General features: G+C 67.8%; 18 protein-coding genes. 9 read left to right on the plus strand and 9 right to left on the minus strand.

Annotated elements, in window-relative coordinates; all coding sequences use genetic code 11:
- Positions 1–567 precede the first annotated feature (567 nt).
- From ACIP89_RS37570 to ACIP89_RS37580, 3 genes are all read left to right on the plus strand, one after another.
- The gene (locus tag ACIP89_RS37570; RefSeq protein WP_402118970.1) at positions 568–2,961 is read left to right on the plus strand and encodes a Helicase associated domain protein; all 2,394 of its coding nucleotides are present in this window, start codon (positions 568–570) and stop codon (positions 2,959–2,961) included.
- Entirely contained in the window at positions 2,958–3,254 is a 297-nt protein-coding gene (locus ACIP89_RS37575; protein WP_402118971.1) for a hypothetical protein, read from the plus strand. The genes ACIP89_RS37570 and ACIP89_RS37575 overlap by 4 nt, the downstream gene beginning before the upstream one ends.
- A 203-nt stretch (positions 3,255–3,457) precedes the next feature.
- The gene (locus ACIP89_RS37580) at positions 3,458–6,595 is read left to right on the plus strand and encodes a Tn3 family transposase (protein ID WP_402118972.1); all 3,138 of its coding nucleotides are present in this window, start codon (positions 3,458–3,460) and stop codon (positions 6,593–6,595) included.
- 85 nt (positions 6,596–6,680) lie between these two features.
- On the opposite strand, the gene ACIP89_RS37585 is transcribed toward ACIP89_RS37580, so the two are convergent.
- Positions 6,681–6,920 (minus strand): chaplin family protein, encoded by a 240-nt coding sequence (locus ACIP89_RS37585; RefSeq protein WP_402118974.1) that lies wholly within the window; start codon positions 6,918–6,920, stop codon positions 6,681–6,683.
- Between the two features lie 319 nt (positions 6,921–7,239).
- On the opposite strand from ACIP89_RS37585, the gene ACIP89_RS37590 reads away from it, so the two are divergent.
- Positions 7,240–7,770, plus strand: coding sequence for a GrpB family protein (locus ACIP89_RS37590; protein WP_402118976.1), 531 nt, complete (start codon positions 7,240–7,242; stop codon positions 7,768–7,770).
- 214 nt (positions 7,771–7,984) lie between these two features.
- Positions 7,985–8,908 carry a recombinase family protein gene (locus ACIP89_RS37595; RefSeq protein ID WP_402118977.1) on the plus strand — a complete coding sequence of 308 codons (924 nt, stop codon included), beginning with the start codon at positions 7,985–7,987 and terminating at the stop codon, positions 8,906–8,908.
- On the opposite strand, the gene ACIP89_RS37600 is transcribed toward ACIP89_RS37595, so the two are convergent.
- The gene (locus ACIP89_RS37600; RefSeq protein ID WP_402118979.1) at positions 8,892–9,602 is read right to left on the minus strand and encodes a transposase; all 711 of its coding nucleotides are present in this window, start codon (positions 9,600–9,602) and stop codon (positions 8,892–8,894) included. The two genes, ACIP89_RS37595 and ACIP89_RS37600, sit on opposite strands and share 17 nt — an antisense overlap.
- Before the next feature lie 823 nt (positions 9,603–10,425).
- Between ACIP89_RS37600 and ACIP89_RS37605 the strand changes: the two genes are divergently transcribed.
- Together ACIP89_RS37605 and ACIP89_RS37610 are read left to right on the plus strand one after the other, a co-directional pair.
- On the plus strand, positions 10,426–10,782 hold the full coding sequence (locus ACIP89_RS37605; protein ID WP_402118981.1) for a hypothetical protein: 357 nt from the start codon (positions 10,426–10,428) through the stop codon (positions 10,780–10,782).
- 243 nt (positions 10,783–11,025) lie between these two features.
- The gene (locus ACIP89_RS37610; protein ID WP_402118982.1) at positions 11,026–11,271 is read left to right on the plus strand and encodes a DUF6233 domain-containing protein; all 246 of its coding nucleotides are present in this window, start codon (positions 11,026–11,028) and stop codon (positions 11,269–11,271) included.
- 73 nt (positions 11,272–11,344) lie between these two features.
- Here ACIP89_RS37610 and ACIP89_RS37615 read toward each other — a convergent pair whose 3' ends face one another.
- Positions 11,345–13,186, minus strand: a complete 1,842-nt coding sequence (locus tag ACIP89_RS37615) for a hypothetical protein (RefSeq protein ID WP_402118985.1) — start codon at positions 13,184–13,186, stop codon at positions 11,345–11,347.
- A 218-nt stretch (positions 13,187–13,404) separates the two neighbouring features.
- Here ACIP89_RS37615 and ACIP89_RS37620 point away from each other — a divergent pair, with 218 nt between their 5' ends.
- The gene (locus tag ACIP89_RS37620) at positions 13,405–16,386 is read left to right on the plus strand and encodes a tectonin domain-containing protein (protein ID WP_402118987.1); all 2,982 of its coding nucleotides are present in this window, start codon (positions 13,405–13,407) and stop codon (positions 16,384–16,386) included.
- Entirely contained in the window at positions 16,386–16,982 is a 597-nt protein-coding gene (locus ACIP89_RS37625) for a hypothetical protein (protein ID WP_402118989.1), read from the plus strand. The genes ACIP89_RS37620 and ACIP89_RS37625 overlap by 1 nt, the downstream gene beginning before the upstream one ends.
- Positions 16,983–17,070: 88 nt before the next feature.
- On the opposite strand, the gene ACIP89_RS37630 is transcribed toward ACIP89_RS37625, so the two are convergent.
- The 6 genes from ACIP89_RS37630 to ACIP89_RS37655 all read right to left on the minus strand — a co-directional run bounded on the left by ACIP89_RS37630 (position 17,071) and on the right by ACIP89_RS37655 (position 20,481).
- Positions 17,071–17,523, minus strand: coding sequence for a DUF6415 family natural product biosynthesis protein (locus ACIP89_RS37630; protein WP_402119000.1), 453 nt, complete (start codon positions 17,521–17,523; stop codon positions 17,071–17,073).
- A 44-nt stretch (positions 17,524–17,567) separates the two neighbouring features.
- Positions 17,568–17,750 carry a hypothetical protein gene (locus tag ACIP89_RS37635; RefSeq protein ID WP_402118992.1) on the minus strand — a complete coding sequence of 61 codons (183 nt, stop codon included), beginning with the start codon at positions 17,748–17,750 and terminating at the stop codon, positions 17,568–17,570.
- Positions 17,751–17,846: 96 nt separating this feature from the next.
- Positions 17,847–18,695, minus strand: coding sequence for a helix-turn-helix domain-containing protein (locus tag ACIP89_RS37640; protein WP_402118994.1), 849 nt, complete (start codon positions 18,693–18,695; stop codon positions 17,847–17,849).
- Between the two features lie 14 nt (positions 18,696–18,709).
- Positions 18,710–19,255 carry a DUF6879 family protein gene (locus ACIP89_RS37645; protein ID WP_402118996.1) on the minus strand — a complete coding sequence of 182 codons (546 nt, stop codon included), beginning with the start codon at positions 19,253–19,255 and terminating at the stop codon, positions 18,710–18,712.
- On the minus strand, positions 19,212–19,490 hold the full coding sequence (locus tag ACIP89_RS37650) for a hypothetical protein (protein ID WP_401933939.1): 279 nt from the start codon (positions 19,488–19,490) through the stop codon (positions 19,212–19,214). The genes ACIP89_RS37645 and ACIP89_RS37650 overlap by 44 nt, the downstream gene beginning before the upstream one ends.
- 166 nt (positions 19,491–19,656) lie before the next feature.
- Complete coding sequence (locus ACIP89_RS37655; RefSeq protein ID WP_402118998.1) at positions 19,657–20,481, minus strand: hypothetical protein; 825 nt, start codon at positions 20,479–20,481, stop codon at positions 19,657–19,659.
- Between the last annotated feature and the right edge of the window lie 204 nt (positions 20,482–20,685).

Consider the following 20,685-nt stretch of genomic DNA (forward strand, 5'->3'; position numbering starts at 1 on the left):
CCCGCGGAGCGGGTACTGCAGCGGCAAGCCGCTGCAGAGGGCACAAATTGCGCGAGCGCAATTCGGATTCCCCCGCGAGCGGGGGAATGGAATTCCGCAAGCGGAATTCTGGACGGAATGCAATTCGCGCAAGCGCGAATTGGAGGCGATCGCGCAAGCGCGATCGCCTGGGCTGGCTGTGAGGGGAGGTGCATCGTGTGCGGCCTTGTGTAGGGTTTGGGGTTTCTGGCTACTGTCTCTGCGGTGCATGTGATGGGTCGTCGGTTTGATCGGGTGCCGGCCTCGCCGCAGTGATGGGTTCCGCTGCGCTTCACCTCGGCCTCTCCCCCATCCTCGAAACTGCCCGGTCGAGCTCACCAATGTCTCGTCGGCATACGGGGCACTGGCTGCTTCGGGGGACGATTTGGTCAGGGGTCATTCTGGTGGTGAAAGTTGACGTGCGGGTGATGCATCATGGGTTTTGCTTGTGTAGTGTTTGGAACCAGGCATCACAACCCCGGGCCACACTATCGTGCCGGACTTCGATTTGATTACGCGCGATGTTCCGCGAAAAGGAGAGCATGGGAAATGGCCGTGAAGTTGCGTGATCATCAGATCGAAGCCGTTGCCGCCATCGTGCGGGGCTTCGATATCCCGCCGGGTGGTATTCCCGTGGATGGCCTTCGCGGGCAGGTGCACGCCGCATGTGGCACGGGAAAGACCATTATTGCGGCGACGTCGGCGAAGCGTCTTGTTCCCAAGGGCCGCATTCTTGTCCTGGTGCCGACGCTGGACCTTCTGGCCCAGACGGTGCAGGCGTGGCGTGGGGCCGGGCATACGGGGTCGGCGGTTGCGGTGTGCAGCCTCACCGACGACCCGGAGCTGTGGAACCTGAAGGTGCGCTCGACGACGAATCCCGTGCAGCTGGCTCTGTGGCACGGCTCGGGGCCGGTGACCATCTTCGGGACGTACGCCTCGCTGGGTGTCCTGGCGGAGTCGTTCGAGGGCGCCTACGGGCAGCAGTTGGCGCCGATGGACCTCACGGTGGTCGATGAGGCACACCGGACGTCGGGCTCGATGGGTAAGGCGTGGGCCGAGGTCCACGACCAGGGCGTCATCCCCTCGCATCGACGGCTGTACCTGACGGCCACGCCGCGGATCTGGGAGGAGCGGCTGAACCGTGAGGTCGCGGAGGGGGTGCGTGATCCGCTGCCGCGTGAGATGGCAGCTTCCATGGACGACGAGAGGGTCTTCGGGCCGGTCTTCTACAAGCTCTCGTTGGCGTCGGCCGTGTCACGGGGGCTGCTGGCGCGGTACCAGATCATCGTGCTGGAGCTCCAGGACCCGGTCGTTACCCCCGAGCGGCTGATGAGCGAGGAACGGCACAGCGAGAGGGTGCGTGGTGAGCGCCTGGGGGCGCTGCAGGCGGCGCTGCTGCACACGATGGCGGAGTACCGCCTCCAGACGTGCATCACCTTCCACCACCGGACGATAGAGGCGCAGGCGTTCGCGGAGGGTCTTCAGCGGGTGGCGGCAAAGCTGCATGCCGACCAGCCGGAGAAGTACCCCGCCGGGATCTGGGCGGACTGGTTGTGCGGCGAGCACGTTCCCGAGCGCCGGCGGGGAGTCCTGGGCGGCTTCGGGTCCACCGCGCGGCGGGCGGTGCTCTCGAACTGCCGGGTCCTGGGTGAGGGCGTGGACATCCGGGAGGTGGACTCGGTGGCCCTCCTGGACCCCAAGGGCGCCCCTCACGACATCGTCCAGGCGATCGGCCGGGCGCTGCGTCAGGAGCCCGGACAGGGGAAAGTCGCTTCTCTGATCGTGCCGGTATTTCTCCAGCCTGGAGAGCAGCCGGAAGACATGTTCACCTCCGGATCGTATAGGCCTTTGGTGAAGGTTCTTGAAGGTCTACGGGCTCACGACGAAGAGGCAATCGAGCTGCTCGCGATTCCGCAGGAGCCTCAGAAAGACGTCGTCCAGTCGTCCGAGTACATCGGTCCGCCGCCCGAGGAAGGCGAGAATGAGTCCCGGTTGCTGCTGCGTTTCTCGGCTCCCCGAGACCCGGTGATGGTCGCGGAGTGGATTTCCTTCAACGTCATCGACACCGAGCGGCAGGACTGGGCGCGCGGCTGGGCGGCACTCAAGACATTCACCGAGCGCGAGCTCCACGCCCGGGTTCCATACGGGCACAAGGAGGGGCCGTTCCCGCTGGGGCAGTGGGTCGCCGAACAGCGACGGGCCTACGGGGCGGGGCAGATGACCGGCCAGCGCGCCCAGCGGCTGGAGAACCTCGGCATGGTCTGGAACCCGGCCGATGAGCGGTTCCAGAAGAATCTGGAGGCCGCCAAGGCGTACTACGACCAGCACTGGACGCTGTGCGCGCCCCGGTCCGCGACGATGCTGGACCGGCCCGTGGGGCAGTGGCTGTCGAACCTCCGCCGTGCCGGTGCACTGGAGGGCCACCCGGAGTGGAAGACGGCGCTGGAGGCGGTGGACGAGGACTGGAACCCGTCGTGGCGGCCGGAATGGCAGCGGCACTACGCCGTGGTACGGGAGATGCTCGCCGAGGAAAGCATCCTCGCGTACGTCGAACCCGGAGTCACCGTCCATGGGATGGATATCGGGAAGTGGCTGGCGAAGCAGCGGAAGCCCGAGGTGTGGACAGCCCTGACCGACGGGCAGCGTGAACGCCTGGAAGCCATCGGCGTCCTACCGGTCACGGCGGAACTCGAAACGCCGGCGAAGGCGCCCACTCCGACCCTGAGCGCCTTCGAGAAGGGTGTAGCGGCCCTGGCGCAGTACAAAGCCCGCACCGGCTCCGTGACCGTCCCCAGAACCCACGAAGAGCGAATCCTGATCGACGGCCAGGAACACCTCATCAAGCTCGGAATCTGGACCATGAACCAGAAAAGCCGCCGCACCAAACTCACCACCAACAAACTCACCACACTCGCCAACCTCGGAATCCAATGGGCAGCATGAGTTCCCGGGATGAGGGACACGAAGCGCGGCTCGCGGCACCTCAGGTCAACGTCGAGCCTGACGGGCGCTTGACCGTTCCCGCGGAACACGTCACCGCGCTCCTGCGGTCCATCGCCCGCTCGTGGCAAGCCGGCGCGCACGACGGCGTCCCCGTGCTGGCCACAGATAACGGACTAGGAATCAGCCTTGAGGCCATGACCGTCCGCTCCCTCGCCGAAGTCCTCGACAACATCGCCAACCAACTCGACGTCCAATACATCCACATCACCACCCACACCTCACACACCGAGTAGCGACGCCGACAGGTCAAGCAACTGGCGGGCACGCTTCTCACCGACAGACGACGAGGCACGCGGTTGTTCCCGGCCTCGGGGAACATCGGTACAGCCGTTAACGCTAAGCCGGTGATCATGGCCTCTACCACGAGCGGCAGGCCCGGCGACGAGGTTCGGCGGAAGATCCCTGAGCGCCTGCGGGCGCCGATAGCTTCGCGTCCATGCCAGTGGAGTTCCTGACCGACGAGCAGGCGGCGTCGTACGGCAAGTTCAACGACGAGCCGACCCGGCCTGAGCTGGAGCGGTTCTTCTTCCTGGACGACGAGGACCGCAAGCTGATCGCGAAGCGGCGCGGGGACCACAGTCGGCTCGGGTTCGCTCTTCAGATGTGCACCGTGCGCTACATCGGCCGGTTCCTCCCGGACGACCCGCTGGACGTGCCGTGGGTCGTGGTCGAGCACCTGGCCGTGCAGCTCGGCATCGAGGACGTCTCGTGCGTGAAGCGCTACACCGAGCGCAAGCCGACGGCGTACGAGCACGCGTGGGAGATCCGGGACGCCTACGAGTACCGCGAGTATGAGGATGCGGAGTGGTCCCGCCGGTTCCGTACGTTCCTGCACGGGCGGGCGTGGACGCACGCCGAGGGGCCGGTGGCGCTGTTCAACCAGGCGGTAGGCTGGCTGCGCCGACACCGGGTGCTGCTGCCCGGGGTGAGCGTGCTGGCCCGGCAGGTGTCGGAGGCCCGGAAGGTCGCGGAGAAGTGGCTGCACGCCACCGTCGCGGGCGCGGCCCGACGCGCCGACCCGGCGCTGCCGGGCGAGTTGGTGGCGACGTTGAAGACGCCGGAGGGCTCGCGGTTCTCGGAGCTGGAGCGTCTGCGCCGGCCGCCGACGCGGACGACCGGGACGGCGTTCGCCCGCGCGCTGGAGCGGGTGGACGAGATCGGCGCGTACCGGCTCGGGCGGCTGAGGCTGTCGCAGATCCCGCCGAACCGGATGGCGGCGCTGGCCCGGTACGCGCTGGGCTCGAAGGCGCCGCTGCTGGAGCGGGTGGCGGAGCCCAAGCGCACAGCGATGCTCACCGCGGTGATGCGGCACCTGGAGGCGAAGGCCATCGATGAGGCCCTGGACCTGTTCCAGGTGCTGATGGCCGCCCGGCTGCTGAACACCGCCAAGCGCAAGACGGAGAAGGAGCGGCTGTCGACGCTGCCGCAGCTGGAGAAGGCGTCCCGGCTCGTCGCCCGCGCGTGGACGGTGCTGGTCGAGGAGCTGGAGCTGGTCGAGGAACACGGCTCGGACCTGGACGTGGCCGCGCTGTGGGCGGCGTTGGAGGAAGTCGGTCAGCGTGCGGCGGTGACGACCGCTGCGGCGACGGTGGTGACGCTGGTGCCCGAGGACGAGAACACCGCGGACGTCGCCATGCGGGCCGCGCTGGCGACCCGCTACTCCACGGTCCGCCCGTTCCTCGCGCTGTTGGGCGAGTCGAAGGCGCTGGACGCGGCGAGCGCCGGGAAGCGGGTCCTGGCCGGGGTGCGCGGTCTTCCGGCGCTGGCGCGGCGGAAGGTCGGGGTGAAGCCGCTGCTGCCGCGCGAGGTGGACGACAAGCTCGTGCCGCCGATGTGGCGCAAGGCGGTGTACGCCAACCCGGATCTGCCGCAGGGGTCGGTGGACCGGGACGCGTACGTGGTGTGCGTGCTGGAGCAACTGCACCGCGCGTTGAACAACCGCGACGTGTTCGCCTCTCCCTCGCACCGCTGGTCCAACCCGCGCGCCCGCCTCCTGGAGGGCCCGGACTGGGACGCGGTCGAGGAGGACGTCCTGGCGGCCCTGAGCCTGGACATGCCCGTCACCGAGCACCTGGCGGAGCTGGTGCGCGGCCTGGACGCCGGATGGAAACAGCTCGCGACCCGCCTGGAAGAAGCCGGTCCGGCGGCGAAGATCTCCATCGAGGTCCAGGAGGACGGGCGGGTGAAGCTGCACGTCGACAAGCTAGGCGCGCTCGGAGAGCCCAAGTCGCTGACCTGGCTGCGCCGACGGGTGGAGAAGATGCTCCCGAAGATCGACCTGCCGGACCTGCTGTTCGAGGTGAACTCCTGGACCGGGTTCCTCGACGCCTTCGTGCACCTCGGCGACGGCAAGACCCGGATGAAGGACCTGCCGACCTCGATGGTCGCGCTGCTGGTCTCCGAGGCGTGCAACATCGGGCTGACCCCGGTGGTCAACCCTGCCCACGAAGCGCTGACCCGGGCCCGGCTCGTGCACGTCGACCAGTACTACCTGCGCGCCGACACCATCGCCGCGGCGAACACGCGGCTCATCGCGGCCCAGGCCGACATCCCGATCGTGCAGTACTGGGGGGACGGGCTGCTGGCCTCCGTGGACGGGCTGCGCTTCCAGGTGCCGGTGCGCACCATCAACGCCGCCCCCTCCCCCAAGTACTTCGGGTTCAAGCGGGGCATCACCTGGCTCAACGCCGTCAACGACCAGGTCGCGGGCATCGGGCAGATGGTCGTGCCCGGCACCCCGCGCGACTCCCTGCACATCCTGGACGCCCTGCTGAACCTGGACGGCGGGGTCAAGCCGGAGATGGTGGCGACCGACAACGCCTCGTACTCCGACATGGTGTTCGGCCTGTTCAAGATCCTCGGCTACAACTTCAGCTCCCGCTTCCGCGACCTGGACGACCAGCGGTTCTGGCGGGCCACGATGCCCGGCGTCGAGACCGGTACGTACGGCGCGGTGGAGGATCTGGCCCGCAACCGGGTCAACCTGAACAAGGTGATCACGCACTGGCCCGACATGCTGAAGGTCGCCGGTTCCCTGGTCACCAACCAGGTCCGTGCCTACGACCTGCTGCGCATGTTCGGCCGCGACGGCCGCCCCACCCCGCTCGGGACGGCGTTCGCCGAGTACGGGCGGATCGCGAAGACCGAGCACCTGCTGCGGGTCGTCGACCCAGTGGACGACACCTACCGCCGCCAGATGAACCGGCAGCTCACCGTGCAGGAGTCCCGCCACAAGCTCGCCCGCGACGTGTGCCACGGCAAGCGCGGCACCATCCACCAGGCGTACCGCGATGGCATGGAGGACCAGCTCGGCGCGCTCGGCCTGGTCCTCAACGCCATCGTGCTCTGGACCACGAAGTACATCGACGCCGCCGTCGCCCAGCTCCGGGCCGAGGGCCACGAGATCCGCGACGAGGACATCGCGCGCCTGTCCCCGCTTAAGCACCGCAACCTGAACCTGCTCGGCCGCTACAGCTTCACCGCCTCCACCCCTGCCGCCGGCGCCCTGCGCCCGCTGCGCGACCCGGACACGCCGGAGCTGGACGAGGACGACGACGGGGCTGGACAGGACTGAGGGTGCGATGTACCGGTCCAGGTTCGACGACTGCGGCCACGGCTTCCTGGCGACATCGAGAACGAACGGAGATATCGCGCCGGTGTCAGTTGTTGGCGCAGGCGCTCTCACCGGAGGCGGAGTACAGCAGCCCAACGACGTTGTTGGACTGGTCGCAGGCGAGGGGCGACATGTGAGCCGGTGCCTCTGCCGCATTACCGAACACCACTGCGGCAGCGCTCGTTGCGACGCCTTCGGCGCCGGCGTCGGCGTAGGCGAGACCCGCGCCACCCACGATTCCGATACCAGCTACAGCGAACGCCGCGACGGCCATGCGAATACGCATATCGGTCTCCGTTTCTCGTCAGGTTGATTCCCTGCCATCGGACCCCACGCCGCGAGAGAGATCGCTCATTCACCCTCAAGATGGCGTGGCGCGCAGCTTCCATCCAGGCAGGGCTGCACACCATGTTGGCAAACGAACGGATCACGACAGGCGCGGCGGGGGTACCCGCCCGTCATCTTCGTTTCACCGTGCACCCTGCCGGTGGCTCCCTCGGCACACCAGCCATCCGTGCTCCCCGCCCGTACTGTGTTCGCACGTCCGCGCGGGGACACGCGCCACCGAGATCCGCAGGTCTTCGCCAGCCCTTTAGCGTGATCTGATGAATGATCAGCCGATTCAGATCGTGGACTATGACCCGTCCTGGCCGCAGAATTTCACTGAGCAGGCAAGCGAACTGGCAGTGCTGCTGAAACCATGGCTCGCCAGCGCCGTCGAGCACGTCGGATCGACCGCGGTTCCGGGAATGCCCGCCAAACCGGTCGTCGACATCCTCGCCCCCGTCCACTCCCTCACCCACGCCCGCGAAGCGGTCCCCGCCCTGGAAAGGGCCGGATGGACCTGGCGCCCGCACGGCCCCCGCCGCGACTACCGCCTCCTGTTCCTGCGCCCCACCCCCCAGTACCGCACCCACCACCTCTACCTCGCCCCGCACGACGATCCCCACAGCGCGGGCTTCCTCGCCTTCCGTGACGCCCTGCGTACCCGCCCCGAACTCCGCACCCGCTACGCGAGCCTCAAGCGCCAGCTCGCCGCCGTACATCGCGACGACCGGCACGCCTACTCCCTCGCCAAGGGCGACTTCGTCACCCGCGCCGTGCACGAATTCATGGGCCCACCGGACCGACCGTGACAGCTCGCCACCAACCGCACGGGTAGGCACGACCGGATCAGGATGCGCTCCCTGCCATCAAACGATCGAATGACGACAGGCGCGACGGACGTCCAATGAACCCGCTGATTCCGTGGCCCGACGGTGGCTCCGATCCAATGAGATCCAATGACGGATGACGACAGGGTTAGATGACACCCAAGGTCCGATGGGCGGGCAGAAGCGGGGAAACAGCGTGGCCAATCTCGTCTACAAGCGGGTCTCGACCGACCAGCAGTCCACCGCCCGCCAGGAGCTCGTCCTGGCCGAGGCCGGGATCGAGGACCCGGTCGTCTTCGAGGAGGACCCGGGAACCTCCAGCCGCCTCCACCCGCTCCAGCGCCCGAAGTTCGGCGAACTGCTCACCTACGCACGGCCGGGCGACACCGTGCACATCTCCGAGATGTTCCGCCTCGTACGCGGCAACCAGCACATCCTCGACGTCCTCGAAGTCCTGCACCGCGACCAGCTCGCCCTGCGCATCCACGACGGCGCGTTCTCCGCCATGGACCTCACCGCCCGCCACCCGCGCACCGGCGAGCTGCTGTCCACCGTGAAGTTCATGGTGCAGACCCTGGCCGCCGCCGGCGAACTCCAACGCGACCTCCAGCGCGAGCTGACCTACGACGGACTGCGCGCCGCCGAGGCCAAGGGCAACAAGGGCGGACGCCGCCCCGCGGTGACGGCCGCGAAGACCGACGCCGTACGCACCGCGTACGTGGAGGGCCGCTCGATCGCCGCCCTCGCCCGCGACCACGGCGTGAGCCGCGGCGCGATCCGCACGGCCGTTGCCGACCTCCTGCCGGAGCATGTCGCCGCGGCCGAAGAGGGTCCGGCGCCGGAGCTGCCGGTCACCCTCGACATGCCGGGCAAGGTCGCCGACTTCCTCCGCTCCGCCGAGCTGGACGACGTCGAGCGGGCCGCACTCGACCAAGGCGTGACCGTACGGCGCGGCCAGGGCTACACCCTGCGCGTCACCGCCGTCCCCTCCGTACACCGCCAGTTCCTCGCCCGCTGCCAGCCCCTCGACGGCGGCCACGGCCTCCCCGCGATCCCTGCCCAGCGCAAGGCCCGCCGCGAGTACGAGAACCGCGTCAGCACGCTCACACCCGGACCATGATCACCGGCTTAGCGTTAACGGCTGTACTGATGTTCCCCGAGGCCGGTTCCATACTGGCTCGCAGTGAGCGACTCTGTCGGGAATCTTGAGTTCCGGGGTCATTTGCCTTGTCGCCACCACAGGGGGCGGCGTAGGCCGCGTGCGTCGAGGTACTGCTGGAATGCCGTAGGTGGGTGGCGTCGGCGGGTTCTTGGAGGCTCAGCCGTTCGACGTTGATCGCGAGTGCGGTCAGGACGTGCTGGATGTGTGTCTTGGCCAGGCCGTGGTAGCGACACCGGCGTCCTCGATAGCCGTGCGCGAAGTCCTCGATGGTGCCCTCGGCCCCGGAGCGCAGTCCGTAAAGCTTGCGCCAATTGGCATCCTGTTGATCGGCACGGTTCTTGGCCTGGAGTTCGTGCAGGCGGCGGGCGGGGAAGTACAGGCTGCGAAACGAGCCCGGGGGGCACCCGGTCTGCTCGGGGCAGCGGCCGCACTGGCGGGCGTCGAACCGGACCGTCACCGAGGTCGGCTCTGCTACCGGGAGGTCCTGCCAGTTCCCGCTGACCTGCCCGTTGGGGCAGGTGACCTCGCGTTGGTCGAAGTCGATGACGAAGTTCTCCCGGCCGAAGCCGTCCTCGGCCCGGTGCTGCGGGGAGGTGCTGGCGGGAAGGGGCCCGACCAGAGTGACACGATGGAGTCGGGCGGCGGCGTCCATGCCGGCAACGGAGGTGTAGCCGCCGTCTACCAGGTGCTGCCCAGGCAGCAGGCGAAGCCCAGTGGCCTACGTCGATCGGGTTGGCTGGACCAGCCACTGCTACGGAACACTGAGGGTCATTGAAGCAGGATCATTTTACGGAGACGTTCTGGTGGCGTGCGCGGTTCGGGCCAAGCTGGCGCGGCTGGGACCATGAGTGGCCCCGGTACTGCCCGCGCAGGCCCTGCCCAGCGGCAACGCCCTTCCCGCTATTCCGACCGGCAACCAACCGTCCTGCACCATCACCAAAAACGTGAGCATCAGATCGGCATCCATGGGAGCAGAAAAATCGCCCACAACAACCCACTGAACAGCAGAAACCCACCACCCACCGCACTGACATCGCTATGCCGAACCACCACCGACAAAAACCCGCAGATCATCACTGCACGCTAGTATTCAGCCCCGCACTCTGGGGCATCCCCCACGACGGGCCGATTCCGCGAGCCCGGGCATGATCCTGGGCGTCGGGCTCTTCACTGGTCTGTTCGATGCTCCGCGCGTACGCTATACGCATCCTCGAAGTGCGCTCAGTAGTAGGGAGGTTGGCGACATGGACTCGCACTCCGCAGAGCCTGATGACCGGCACGATCCTGCCGGATCGTCTGAACCGACAGTCCCTGCCCGTCCGTCTCTGCCGCCCCTGCCCGCAGGGCCACCTTCCACCCCTGCACTCCTGCCGCCGCCCCATGCCGTTCCGGCGGGGCGCCCGGGGGCGGCGGTTCTTAGGCGCAGAGCCGTAGGCCTGACTACTGGCATTCCGCACGCGGTGGGCTTGACGCTCATGCTGCTCCACGAACGAATCGATAATCTGGAGTCGGGCCGGGTGGTAAATGACTTGGTCGACATACATCTCCGCCTCGGGGAGCACGGATGGTTCGATTTCGTGAGCGACCTCGCCATCACCCTGACTTTCGGCGAACTCTGGCCTTTCCTCTGGGTATCCGTCCTGGTCGCCGTCCTGGTTCGCCTCAACCCAGGAGGCCCTGCCAAACTCCAGCTCACGCTGTCTGCTGCCACCGCGTTCTACTGCGTATTGCTCTCCATCACTTGGCTTGCCTACTTCCTGCAACTGGGCTGGTGGATCCTCCTCGCCATAGGCGCAGCCAGCGCGTTCATCCGACTGGTCACCAGACGCTGATACCGCCAGGCCCCTCAGAACTGGTCCTCGACCCGGACGGTGACTCCCCCTGCTGTTTCCTGCGTGGGTCTGTCAACGAGTGGTCGCGGCCCGGACGGCGCTGCAGCATGTCCACGAGCAGCCAGCCGGTGAGGCGGGCTGAGAACGATGCCCGGCTCCGGCTCTGGTGCGATATCCAGCCTCGACAAGTGGCGGGCGACGCGCGAGTACCTCGCGTGGCAACTGCGCTGCGCGGACCAACGAGTGCGCGAACTCGAGGCCGCGGAGGAACAGCAGCGCCGACAGGTTGAGCAAGCGCGGGCGCGGGAGTCATGGAAGATCCAGCCGCAGCGCTCGCACCAGGCCGCGCTCCTGCACCGCGGCGACTGCTCCCTCTACAAGAGCGCCTTCGGCTTCATTAGCCGCGAGGACGCGCTCATCGCCCTGGACGAGCCAGACGTCGAGCCCTGCCAGATCTGCATGCCCGAGAGCGGACTCCCTCCAGCATGACTCCCCCTCAGCTGCACGGCACCCGGGGCAGCGGGGCGCCGGTCCGCAGCTGCGTGCTGACCGGCGGCTCAGCTCAGTTCACCCGGCTGAAGGTGAAGGCTCGGAGTTGCGTGCCGTCGGGCGAGTCTGCCCATTGCACGTGCATGGTGTCGTCCTGAGGGCGGGTCATGACACGGCTGGGGGTTTGTGTGCAAAAGCCTTCGGGTTCGGACGCGGTGACGGTCTCCGGCCCGAATACCAGCGTGTCACCGCCGGAAGCGAGGACGGAGAAGCCCTCGCAGTGGTGGGCATCTCCGTCCCAGGTGAACGTGGCCCGCGCCTTCCCCAAGGCACCCTGCCGGATGGTCATGCGCACGGAGGAGGTCGGGTCGTTCCCGTCCTGGGCCCACCAGGTGCCGACGTAGGCGGCGGGCACAGCCCGGTCCGGGGAGGAAGTGCGGTGCAGGGTGACAGTGATCCCGTCCGACTTCCAGGTGAGGCCAGCGTCCCCGTGGGTGCGCAGGGTGATGTCTCCGGCCGGTGTGCACAGGTGTGTGGGGGTGGCGGTGGTCGTTCTGGGTGCGATGACCAGCAAGGTGCCGGTGGAGCGCAGAGTTCCTTTTGCCTGGCACAGAGAGGTTCTCGACTGGGTCAATATGTCGGCGATCTCGGTTCCCACCGGGCCTTCGCGCAGCACGATCCTGCGGAGTGAAGGGACTTGTTCGCCGGGTTCGGTGAATTCTCCTTTCCAGGCGCCGACGTAGTTGTCGGGGACGGAGGAGGTGCTCCGGGTCTTGAGGGCGGACGGGGAGGGGGAGGGGCTGCGGGCGGGCGGGGTGGCGGAGGGTTCTCGGGAAGCAGTGGGCGAAGGGCTCGGAGTCGGGCTCGGGGATGAGTTCGGGACCGCATCAGTTGTTTCGGGGGTCTTGCCCTGGGCCTGGGCTGCTGCACCGGAGGGCTCGTGGTTGCGCAGGCCAAGTGTGGTGACGACTACGGCTCCTATGACCACCGCGGTGAGCGCCACGGCCGTGACCGTGAGTTTCGCGGTGCGCCACCGTGTCAGCCTGTCCCGATCCTGTCCTGCGGCCGGATCTGCGGGCGCTCCGCTGCGGGGCAGGGCGGGGAGTGTGCCGGTGCTGTACGTCGTCGTGGGGGTGCCCGATACGCGGGCGATGAGGTGGCGGACCGCGGTGTGCTGCTCGGTCAGCGTGGCACGCGAGACGAGCAGGATCGCGGCCGCGCCCCGTGAGGCCGCCGGATCACGGACGGGCAGAGCGGGCTCGTCGCCGCCGCTGCCCTCGGAATGGGCCAGGCCCTGTGCGGCATCGGTGTCGGGGCGGGGCAGGGATGCGGCTGCTTCGTTGCGTACCCGGGTGAGCGCGGTGTGGACCATTCGGACCTGGAGCAGGCGGCTCTCGGCTTCGCGGACGTCGTTGGCCGCCTGAGTGCTGTCTTCGGCTCCCTGGGGCGTTGATGCCGCTGCGGGGGCGGTGGGAGGGGGGAGCTGCATCTGAAGGCCGGCGATGACGCCGAGGAGGATGTGGATGAGCCGCTCGGCGTCCTGGAGGGTCGTTGTGGCCTGGTCGAGGGTCTCCTCGGGTGTCACCGACCGGCCGACGGCTTCCGGCTCCGCGGAGGCGGCGGTTTGTTGTGCTGCAACCGCCTGGGCGTGCAGGTCCCGGGCTGTTGCCAGCAGCTGGGTGCGGGAGCGTTCGTCGCGTGCCGAGTCGTGCACCAGGCGCTCGAGCACGTGAAGAGGGATCGTCTTGGTCCCTGAGCGGTACTCGCCCCACAGGGTCTTGCTTCCCGCGCTCTTGTACCGGTCGGCGAGCTCGCGGACCGTCAGGCCCTTCGTGAGATTGCGCAGGAAGACGGCCAGTGCGTTGTCCTGCTCGTTGTGCCCCCGTGGCCCGCCTTGTGGGCGCCCGGCCTTCACCACTGTGGATCCCCCGTAGTTGTCCGTTGTCCGTTGTCCGCGTTGTCCGCCGCTTGCGCCGTCCCATCTGCGCTTATGCAGCAAGGCAGTTGAGGACAATCAGACCAGGTCACACCGTGAGAGCTCCAGCACTTCCCGGACAAACTCTGGAGCATCCCGTGACACGTGCGTACAACAGGGGCCATGGCCGGTCCCGGCCCCGTGCCGGCAGGGTACCGATGATCCTGCGGCGCGTGGGCGTCGTTATGGCCGGTGCGCTGACTGCCGGCATCCTGTCCGCGTTCCCCGCCCTTGCTGACGACGGCGCCCCGGCAGCCGACGCACCCGTCGCCCTGGGCGGAGTGGCGGCGACCGGCGACGACCAGCTCTTCGCGCTCGCCGAGGACCACTCGGCCGTCTACCGGTGGAGCGGAGAGGGAAGCGACTGGACCAAGGTCGGCGGCCCCGCCGAGACCCTTCTCGCGGGAGGCGCCGGGCTCTTCGCCACCGCGCCGGACACCGGCAAGGTCTTCAAGTACGAGGGAACGCCGGACGCCTGGTCACCGATCGGTGAGCCCGGTGCGGACTTCGCCGTCACCGGCGACCGTCTCTATGCGCTGAATCCCGACCGCACAGCGGTCTACGAATGGGCCGGCACCGGCACCGACTGGACCAAGGTCGGCGGGCCGGCCAACGACCTCGAAGCAGGCGGAGCCGGGCTCTTCGCCGTCGGCCCCGAAGGCAAGATCTTCAAGTACGAGGGCACCCCCGAAAGCTGGACACAGATCGGTGAACCCGGTGCGGACTTCGCCGTCACCGGCGACCACGTCTACGGCCTCGCCGCCGACCGCACGGCCGTCTACGAATGGGCCGGGCACGGCACTGACTGGAGCCGGGTCGGCGGCCCCGCCCAGGACCTCTACGCCGGCGGCGCCGGCCTCTTCGCGACCGATCCCGCCACGGGGCAGCTCAGCAAGTACGACGGAAAGCCCGACGCCTGGACCAAGGCCGGCGATCCCGGTGCAGGTTTCACAGTCAGCGACACCCACCTCTACGGCCTCGCCGCCAACCACACCGCGGTCCTGCGATGGGACAACACTGGCACCGGCTGGACCCCCCTCGGCGCACCCATGACCGCGCCGACCCCTCCTTCGGTCCAGGAGAGTCCCCCGACACCCGCCAAGCCCCAGCCTCAGGAGACCACCCCCGTCGCCCCGTCGCCGCAGGAGACTGTCCCTGCGCCAAAGGAGGAAGAGACCGAGTCTGCGGAAGACCCGGCCGAACCGGCCGAAGGCGCGGCACCCGACCCGGACGACGACGGACAACGCGATATCACGCCGGCGCCGGTACAGCCCGCCGGGCCGTCCGACACCCTGGACGAGAACGCCGTCCGCTTGGCTGTCACCGCGCAGGACGACCTCTACACCCTCACCGCCGACAAGAGCGGTCTCTGGAAGCGTGGCAGTGACGGCTGGTCGCCCCTCAGCGGCGCCGCGAACGCCGTCTACGCCGGCCGCGCGGGCGTCTTCATGACCGCGGACGGCGACGAACAGGTCCGGAAGTACAACGCCGCCACCAGTGCCTGGGACCCGATCGGTAGAGCGGCCGGTCAGTTCGCCGTTACCGGGAAGCACCTCTACCGGCTGGTCCCCGACGGCATCGGGGAATGGAACGACGGTACCTGGACCGCGATCGGCGGACCGGCCCGGAACATCTACGCCGGGCGTGCCGGGCTCTTCGCGACCAACCCTGACACCGGCGACCTCTACAAGTACGACGGCAAGCCCGGCACCTGGACGCGGATCGGCGGGCCCGGCGCCCAGTTCGCCGTCGGCCACGACCGCGTCTACGGCATCAACCCCGACCACACCGCCGTCTACGAATGGACCGGGCAAGGAACCGACTGGACCAGGATCGGCGGGCCCGCCAAGAACATCTACGCCGGCGGCGCCGGGCTCTTCGCGACCAACCCCGCCACCGGGAACATCAACCAGTACAACGACACCCCCGACGCGTGGATCGAGATCGGCGGTCCCGGCGCCACGTTCACCGTCAGCGACACCCAGCTCTACGGCCTCTCCCCCGACCTCACCACCGCCTACCGCTGGAACGGGACAGGAAGCGAATGGACCCGAATCGGCGGCGCTGCCGACATGGCCCAACAGGCACAGGACGAGAAGCTCCTGGCCGCGAACTGCGAGACCGGCCGCGACTGCGTCCAGGAATACCGGGACGCCAAAGAACTCCTGGAGACCAGCCTCACCGACTGGCTCAAGGACAACAGCCTTGACATCCTGCTCGACACCTTCGGCATCGACACCATCGTAAAATGCGCCAAGGGTGACCCGGGCAAGTGCCTCTGGGCAGCCGTGGACGTCGGCGGCTCCATCCTCGGTGTAGGGATCCTCAAAAAGGGCGGCAAACTCTCCAAGGCCCTCTATCGCTTCTCCAAGGACTACCCCAAATTCATCGAGAAGACGAAGCAAGCCAAGGACGCGTACGACGCCCTCCGCAAGACCATCGACCAGGTAGAGAAACTCCAAGAGTCAGCAAATGGCGCAGAACAGCGTCAGCAAGAACCCAAAAAAGACCCACAGAATGGAGAAAACAAACCGCAATACCGAGACTGCCGAGTATTCGGAACGGGATGGATCCACTACTCTCCCACCGACCCCAACAACGGAGACCGGGCCACAGGAGCCGAGGCCTGCCTCGACAAGGCGTACCTTGACGAAAAGCGAGGCACGGACACAAAAACGCGTGAGGTGGCGCCGCCCGCCTATACCTGGGCAGCCGTCTACGCCTGGGAACTGGGCAACAGCAAAGCTTGGAAGTGGCGCAACGCCTGCCACTTGATAGCCAACCAGCTGGGTGGCAGCGGCACGGACTACACCAACCTCGCCACTTGCAGCCGAACTGCCAACTCGAGCCGCATGGACAAGAGCACCCCGGAGCATCGTCACGCCAACATGGCCAAGTGGGAGCAGGATGTCTTCGACGCGGTCAAAGCCGGCCAGGTGGTTCACTACACCGTCACCCCAGACTACGAGGGCTCACGCGTGGTGCCGGTCGCCTTCCGCATGCAGGCGTACGGGTACGACCCGCAGAGCGGGGCAGGTATCAAGCTATTCGACAACCTCGTAGAAAACGAGATGTATAGCAAGAGCGATAAGAAGTGGCACAACATGGGCCAATGGTCCCCGACCCAGTGGGTGAAGTAATGACCGAAAATTCGGGCCCTCTAGCCGATCTTCTGGACCTGGTGATCCACAAGAAAGGAGGCGCCGATGATTTCGTCGATTGGGATGTCGCCGAAAATGTGAATGGTTACCGGTTTCCCGCCGACTACATGAAGCTCATCGCCCATCTGGGCGAAGGTTCCTTCGAGGAGTCCCTGGGCGTCCGGCCGCCTGCCCTCGCAGCTTCAGATGCGGACACCGAAGGCCGAGTCTGCCCCATCTCGGCGGAATCCCTAGCCGACCCTCTGACCGACCGATGGACCGACACGGAGACTGCGGCCACCTACAAGGTCGAGGACATGCTGATCTGGGGGGAAACGGCCGGAGCCGACACCTTGTGTTGGATCACAAGCGGCAACGACCCCGACGCATGGCCGATCGCCGTCTACCGTCGAGGGGACCTGGCCTGGACCGTCTACCCGTGCAATCTGACCGAATTCATCCTCCGCATCATTCGAGGAGAATTCGACGAGTGCCCGATCAGCGACGAATCTTTATTCGGAATGGAATCCCCAAGATTCCTCACCGTTCAACAAGAAGCAGAACTAATGAACCTAGGAATAGACCCCTGGCCCTGACATAACCGGGACCTACACTTGTCGAATCTCCTTCATCAAAAACACAGTATGTGCTTTCGCTGAAGGAGAACCCACTCTCGGAGCCGACTCAGGATCTTTGAGCCTGGATCCACCGTGTAGCGGTCGGGCTGTGGGAAAAACAGAAGAGCCCCCACTCCGGGACAAGCACAGCCTCCAGCCGGTCCAGCCGCTCGCAGAGGGCACGGACCAAGCGGGCGCGGCTCTGGACGCAGTGCACAGTGCTCTCCAGCGTCGCCGACAGCCAGCCTTCCGCCTCACGCAGCACGACGTCGGCGAGCGCCCGGCGCCCGCTGTTCCTCGGCAGCCGGCCCGCGCGGCGGCGGACGTCGGTGGCGACTGCGCGGGCGTGGCCGGTGAGCTGGAGGGCGATCTGCTCCAGGTCGCGGGTGGTGAGCGTGTCCTGGCCGGTCCATGCGAGGACGGCCGTGACGAGGCACTCGTACGGTTCTCGGTCGAGCGGGAGCTCCGCCTCGATGAGGCCGTCGGGGTCGTACAAAACGGTATGGGTGCTGGTGTGCATGGCGGGCTTTGCTGCTGGGGCGTCTTCGCGCGGGTGGCCGGTGGTCACCGCTGGGGGTCCTCGCCGCCGTCGGCCCCGTCAACCTGGTCCTCGTCGTGCTTGCCGAGGAACCGGGCGAAGCCGCGGTCGGCGTGGGCGAGCAGGGCCGGGGAGGGGGTGCCGTAGGCGGGCGACTGGAGTCCGCGGCCCTCCGCAGGCGAGGCGGTGGAGTCGGTGTGTGCGCGCATGAGGCCCCGCCTCTCCGGCTGGTGGTCCGTCGGTGCCGTCGACGCTACGCACCTACGGTCCGCGCGCTCAACGAAGTTGCGGAGAATTGCGGGACTTCACTCCAGGGCGTCGATCGCGGCCCGGATGAGCGCGCGGGCGGTGTCGCCGTACACGGCCATCTCCGCGAGGCCGGCGAACGCCTTCGCGTAGTCGGCGAGCTCGCGCGGCTGCGTCACCTTGATCTCCGCCGTCAGCGTCTCCACCACGGCCATCGTGTCGTCGTGAACGTAGAACGCCTCCAACGGCCATACGGTCCGCTGCGCGGTGAACGGGATGATCCCCAGCGAGACGGAGGCGAGCGGCATCACGGCCAGGAGGTGGCACAGCTGCCCGCGCATCGCCTCGGGTTCGGCGGTGCGGAAGCGCAGGACGGACTCCTCCATGAGGACGACATAGCGGTGGCCGCCCTCGTAGAGGAACCGGGAGCGGGCGATGCGGGCGGCGACCGCTTCGGCGACGTCGTTGGGGGTGCCCTGGAAGGCGGTGATCTGCTCCATGAGGGCGGTGGCGAAGCCGGGCGTCTGAAAGAACCCGGGCGGGACGTTGGAGACGTAGACCCGGCAGACGCGGGTCCGCTCGTGCAGGGTGTTCCAGTCCTGCTGGACCTTGCGCATGCCGCCCTGGTGCAGGCGGCGCCACTCCAGATACATGGAGTCGACGGCGCGGGCGGTGGCGACGAGGTCGTCGGCCTGGTCATCGGCGCCACACGCCGAACACCAGGTGCGGATGTCGGTATCTGAGGGCGCGGCGTCGCCTTTCTGGATGCGGGTGGTCTTCGCGGGGTGCCAGCCGCACCGGGCGGAGAGTTCCTTCCCGGTGAGGCCGGCGTCCTTGCGTAGGTGCTGCAGGCGTATCGCGAGGGCTACGCGGGCTCCTTGGGCGCTGGACGAGGGAGAGGCGGGCATCGGCAGATCGACTCCTAGACGGTGTACTTCTCGTGTGGGATGCCGCGCTCCCACACAGTCTCGAACGCCGTGGCGCACAACGCGGTCGCGGCTGAGTCCCTGGTGCGTTCCTTGCCGTCCGGTGCCCAGTCGCCGGTGCCGGTGAAGTGGTGGAACTGCACGAGCGTCCCGTCCAGGAGCCAGAAGTCGTTGCCGGGCAGCGTGATGTCGCTCGCGTGGCGGCGGGGCAGCCAGCGCACGTCCTCTCCGGCCTGGAGGTTGAGCGGGGTGATGGCGTGCTCGTAGCGGATGTAGTCGGTGACCGGCTCGGAGACGATCCGCGCGCGGCGCATGACTACGCCGCGGGTGACCGCGTCCTTGACGAGCGGCATCCACTGCGGCCAGAACGAGCGGCCGGGGTCGAGGTTCGGGACGCCGGTCCGCAGGAAGGCGGCGTAGTCGTCCGTCTCGTCGCCGACGGCGTACAGGTCGCGCATCTCCAGGTGGACCGCCGTGTGGTGAGTGTCGGCGAGCAGCTCAGCGAACGTCGCGGTGTTCAGCTGCTGCGCGTTCAGCGGCATCGCACGCCTCCTTGAGAATCTGCACCATGCGGAACGGAATCCGGATCACCCGCTCGTGCGGCGGGATTCCGGTCTTGTGGCCGGCCACCCACTCCGTGGAGCCGACCAGGGACTTGAGGAGGGCATCGGCTTCCTCGCCCTGGAGGACCAGGTCCGCGCTCTCCTCTTCCACCCACACCGTCGGCGATCCCTCGCCGCCGGTGTTGGGGTCGATCCCGACGAACCGTAGCGTCATCACGTACTCCCCTGTGAATCGGTTGCGCGTAGTTGCGCAGACCGTCCCGCAGGCCGGGACCGGCGTCAAGAGCACTGGGCCCTGACCGGCCGTCCCTGCCACGCCGGGCCCCGGGGATGTCATGGCTGATCCCCCGGGGCCCGTGGTGTGTCCGACTCCGGTTCGGTCAGTCCTCCTCGGTCTCCGTGGCAGCGATCCCGGAGGCCGCTTCGTCGTCGGTAACAAGCAGCATCTGCGTCGGGTGGGTGTTTCCGCCCTGTATGACGTGGACGTGGCCCGGCTGCGTGTTGGGCTTCGGGACGGGGTGGATCTCGGGGGCGAGGCGCTCAAAGGTGCGGGTGGTCACCCGTCTCAGGACCTTGGTCGAGAAGTTCTCGCGCCCCTCTCCGAGGACGCCCTTGGCGATCTGGGAGCTGGCCAGGATGTGGATGCGGGCCTGGGAACCGGCGAAGAGCGCGTATTCGAGGGCGTCGATGGCCGGGGACGTCTTGAGGTCTCCCTTCTCACGGACGGTGCCCCAGTGGCGGGCCAGCTGGTGCAGGATGCTGTCGGCGGCCTCGAAGACCAGCGTCAGGCGCGGCAGGTCGTCGATGTCACCGTCCCTGTCGATGAGGTCGAGGCGGTGCTGGAGTTCGGCCCGCAGGCCCACCGGGGCGGCGTGAATCTCGGCAATGTCGCGGCAGTAGGTGACGCCGGGCAGGCCGCTGGCCCACCTGTGCGAGACCCACTTGCAGTCGAGGACCAGGGCGTGGGCGCCGTGGTGCAGGAGCTGCGCGGCCAGGGTACGCAGGACGGTCGTGGAGCCGCCGCCGGTGCCGGTGCAGACCAGGACGTGCGGTCCTTCGGCATCCAGGTCGACGCAGACCGGCTTCCCGTCGGTGGTGGTGAAGCCGAGCAGGACCAGGGAGGCGGGCAGCGCCTCCAGCTGCTCGCGGACGCCCGGGTCGCTCAGGCGCAGCGTCGCGGTCGTGGTGGTGGTCTTCTTCGTCATGGTGTGAGGTTCCTTTTCTGTGCTGTGCCTGGTGAATCGGGTGTTCTTCCAGGCGGGGGGATCGTGTCGCGGGGGGCCCCCCCCGGCGGGGCGCCGGGGGGGTGGGGGGGGGGCCCAACTCGGCGGTGGGGGGGTTGTGGGGGGCCACCCCAAGTTAATTCAGGTGGGGGAGAACCGAGGGGGGTGACATTAGGTGGGGGGCAA

The sequence above is a fragment of the Streptomyces sp. NPDC088730 genome (genome assembly GCF_044751215.1).
In the GTDB taxonomy this organism is placed as follows: Bacteria; Actinomycetota; Actinomycetes; order Streptomycetales; family Streptomycetaceae; genus Streptomyces.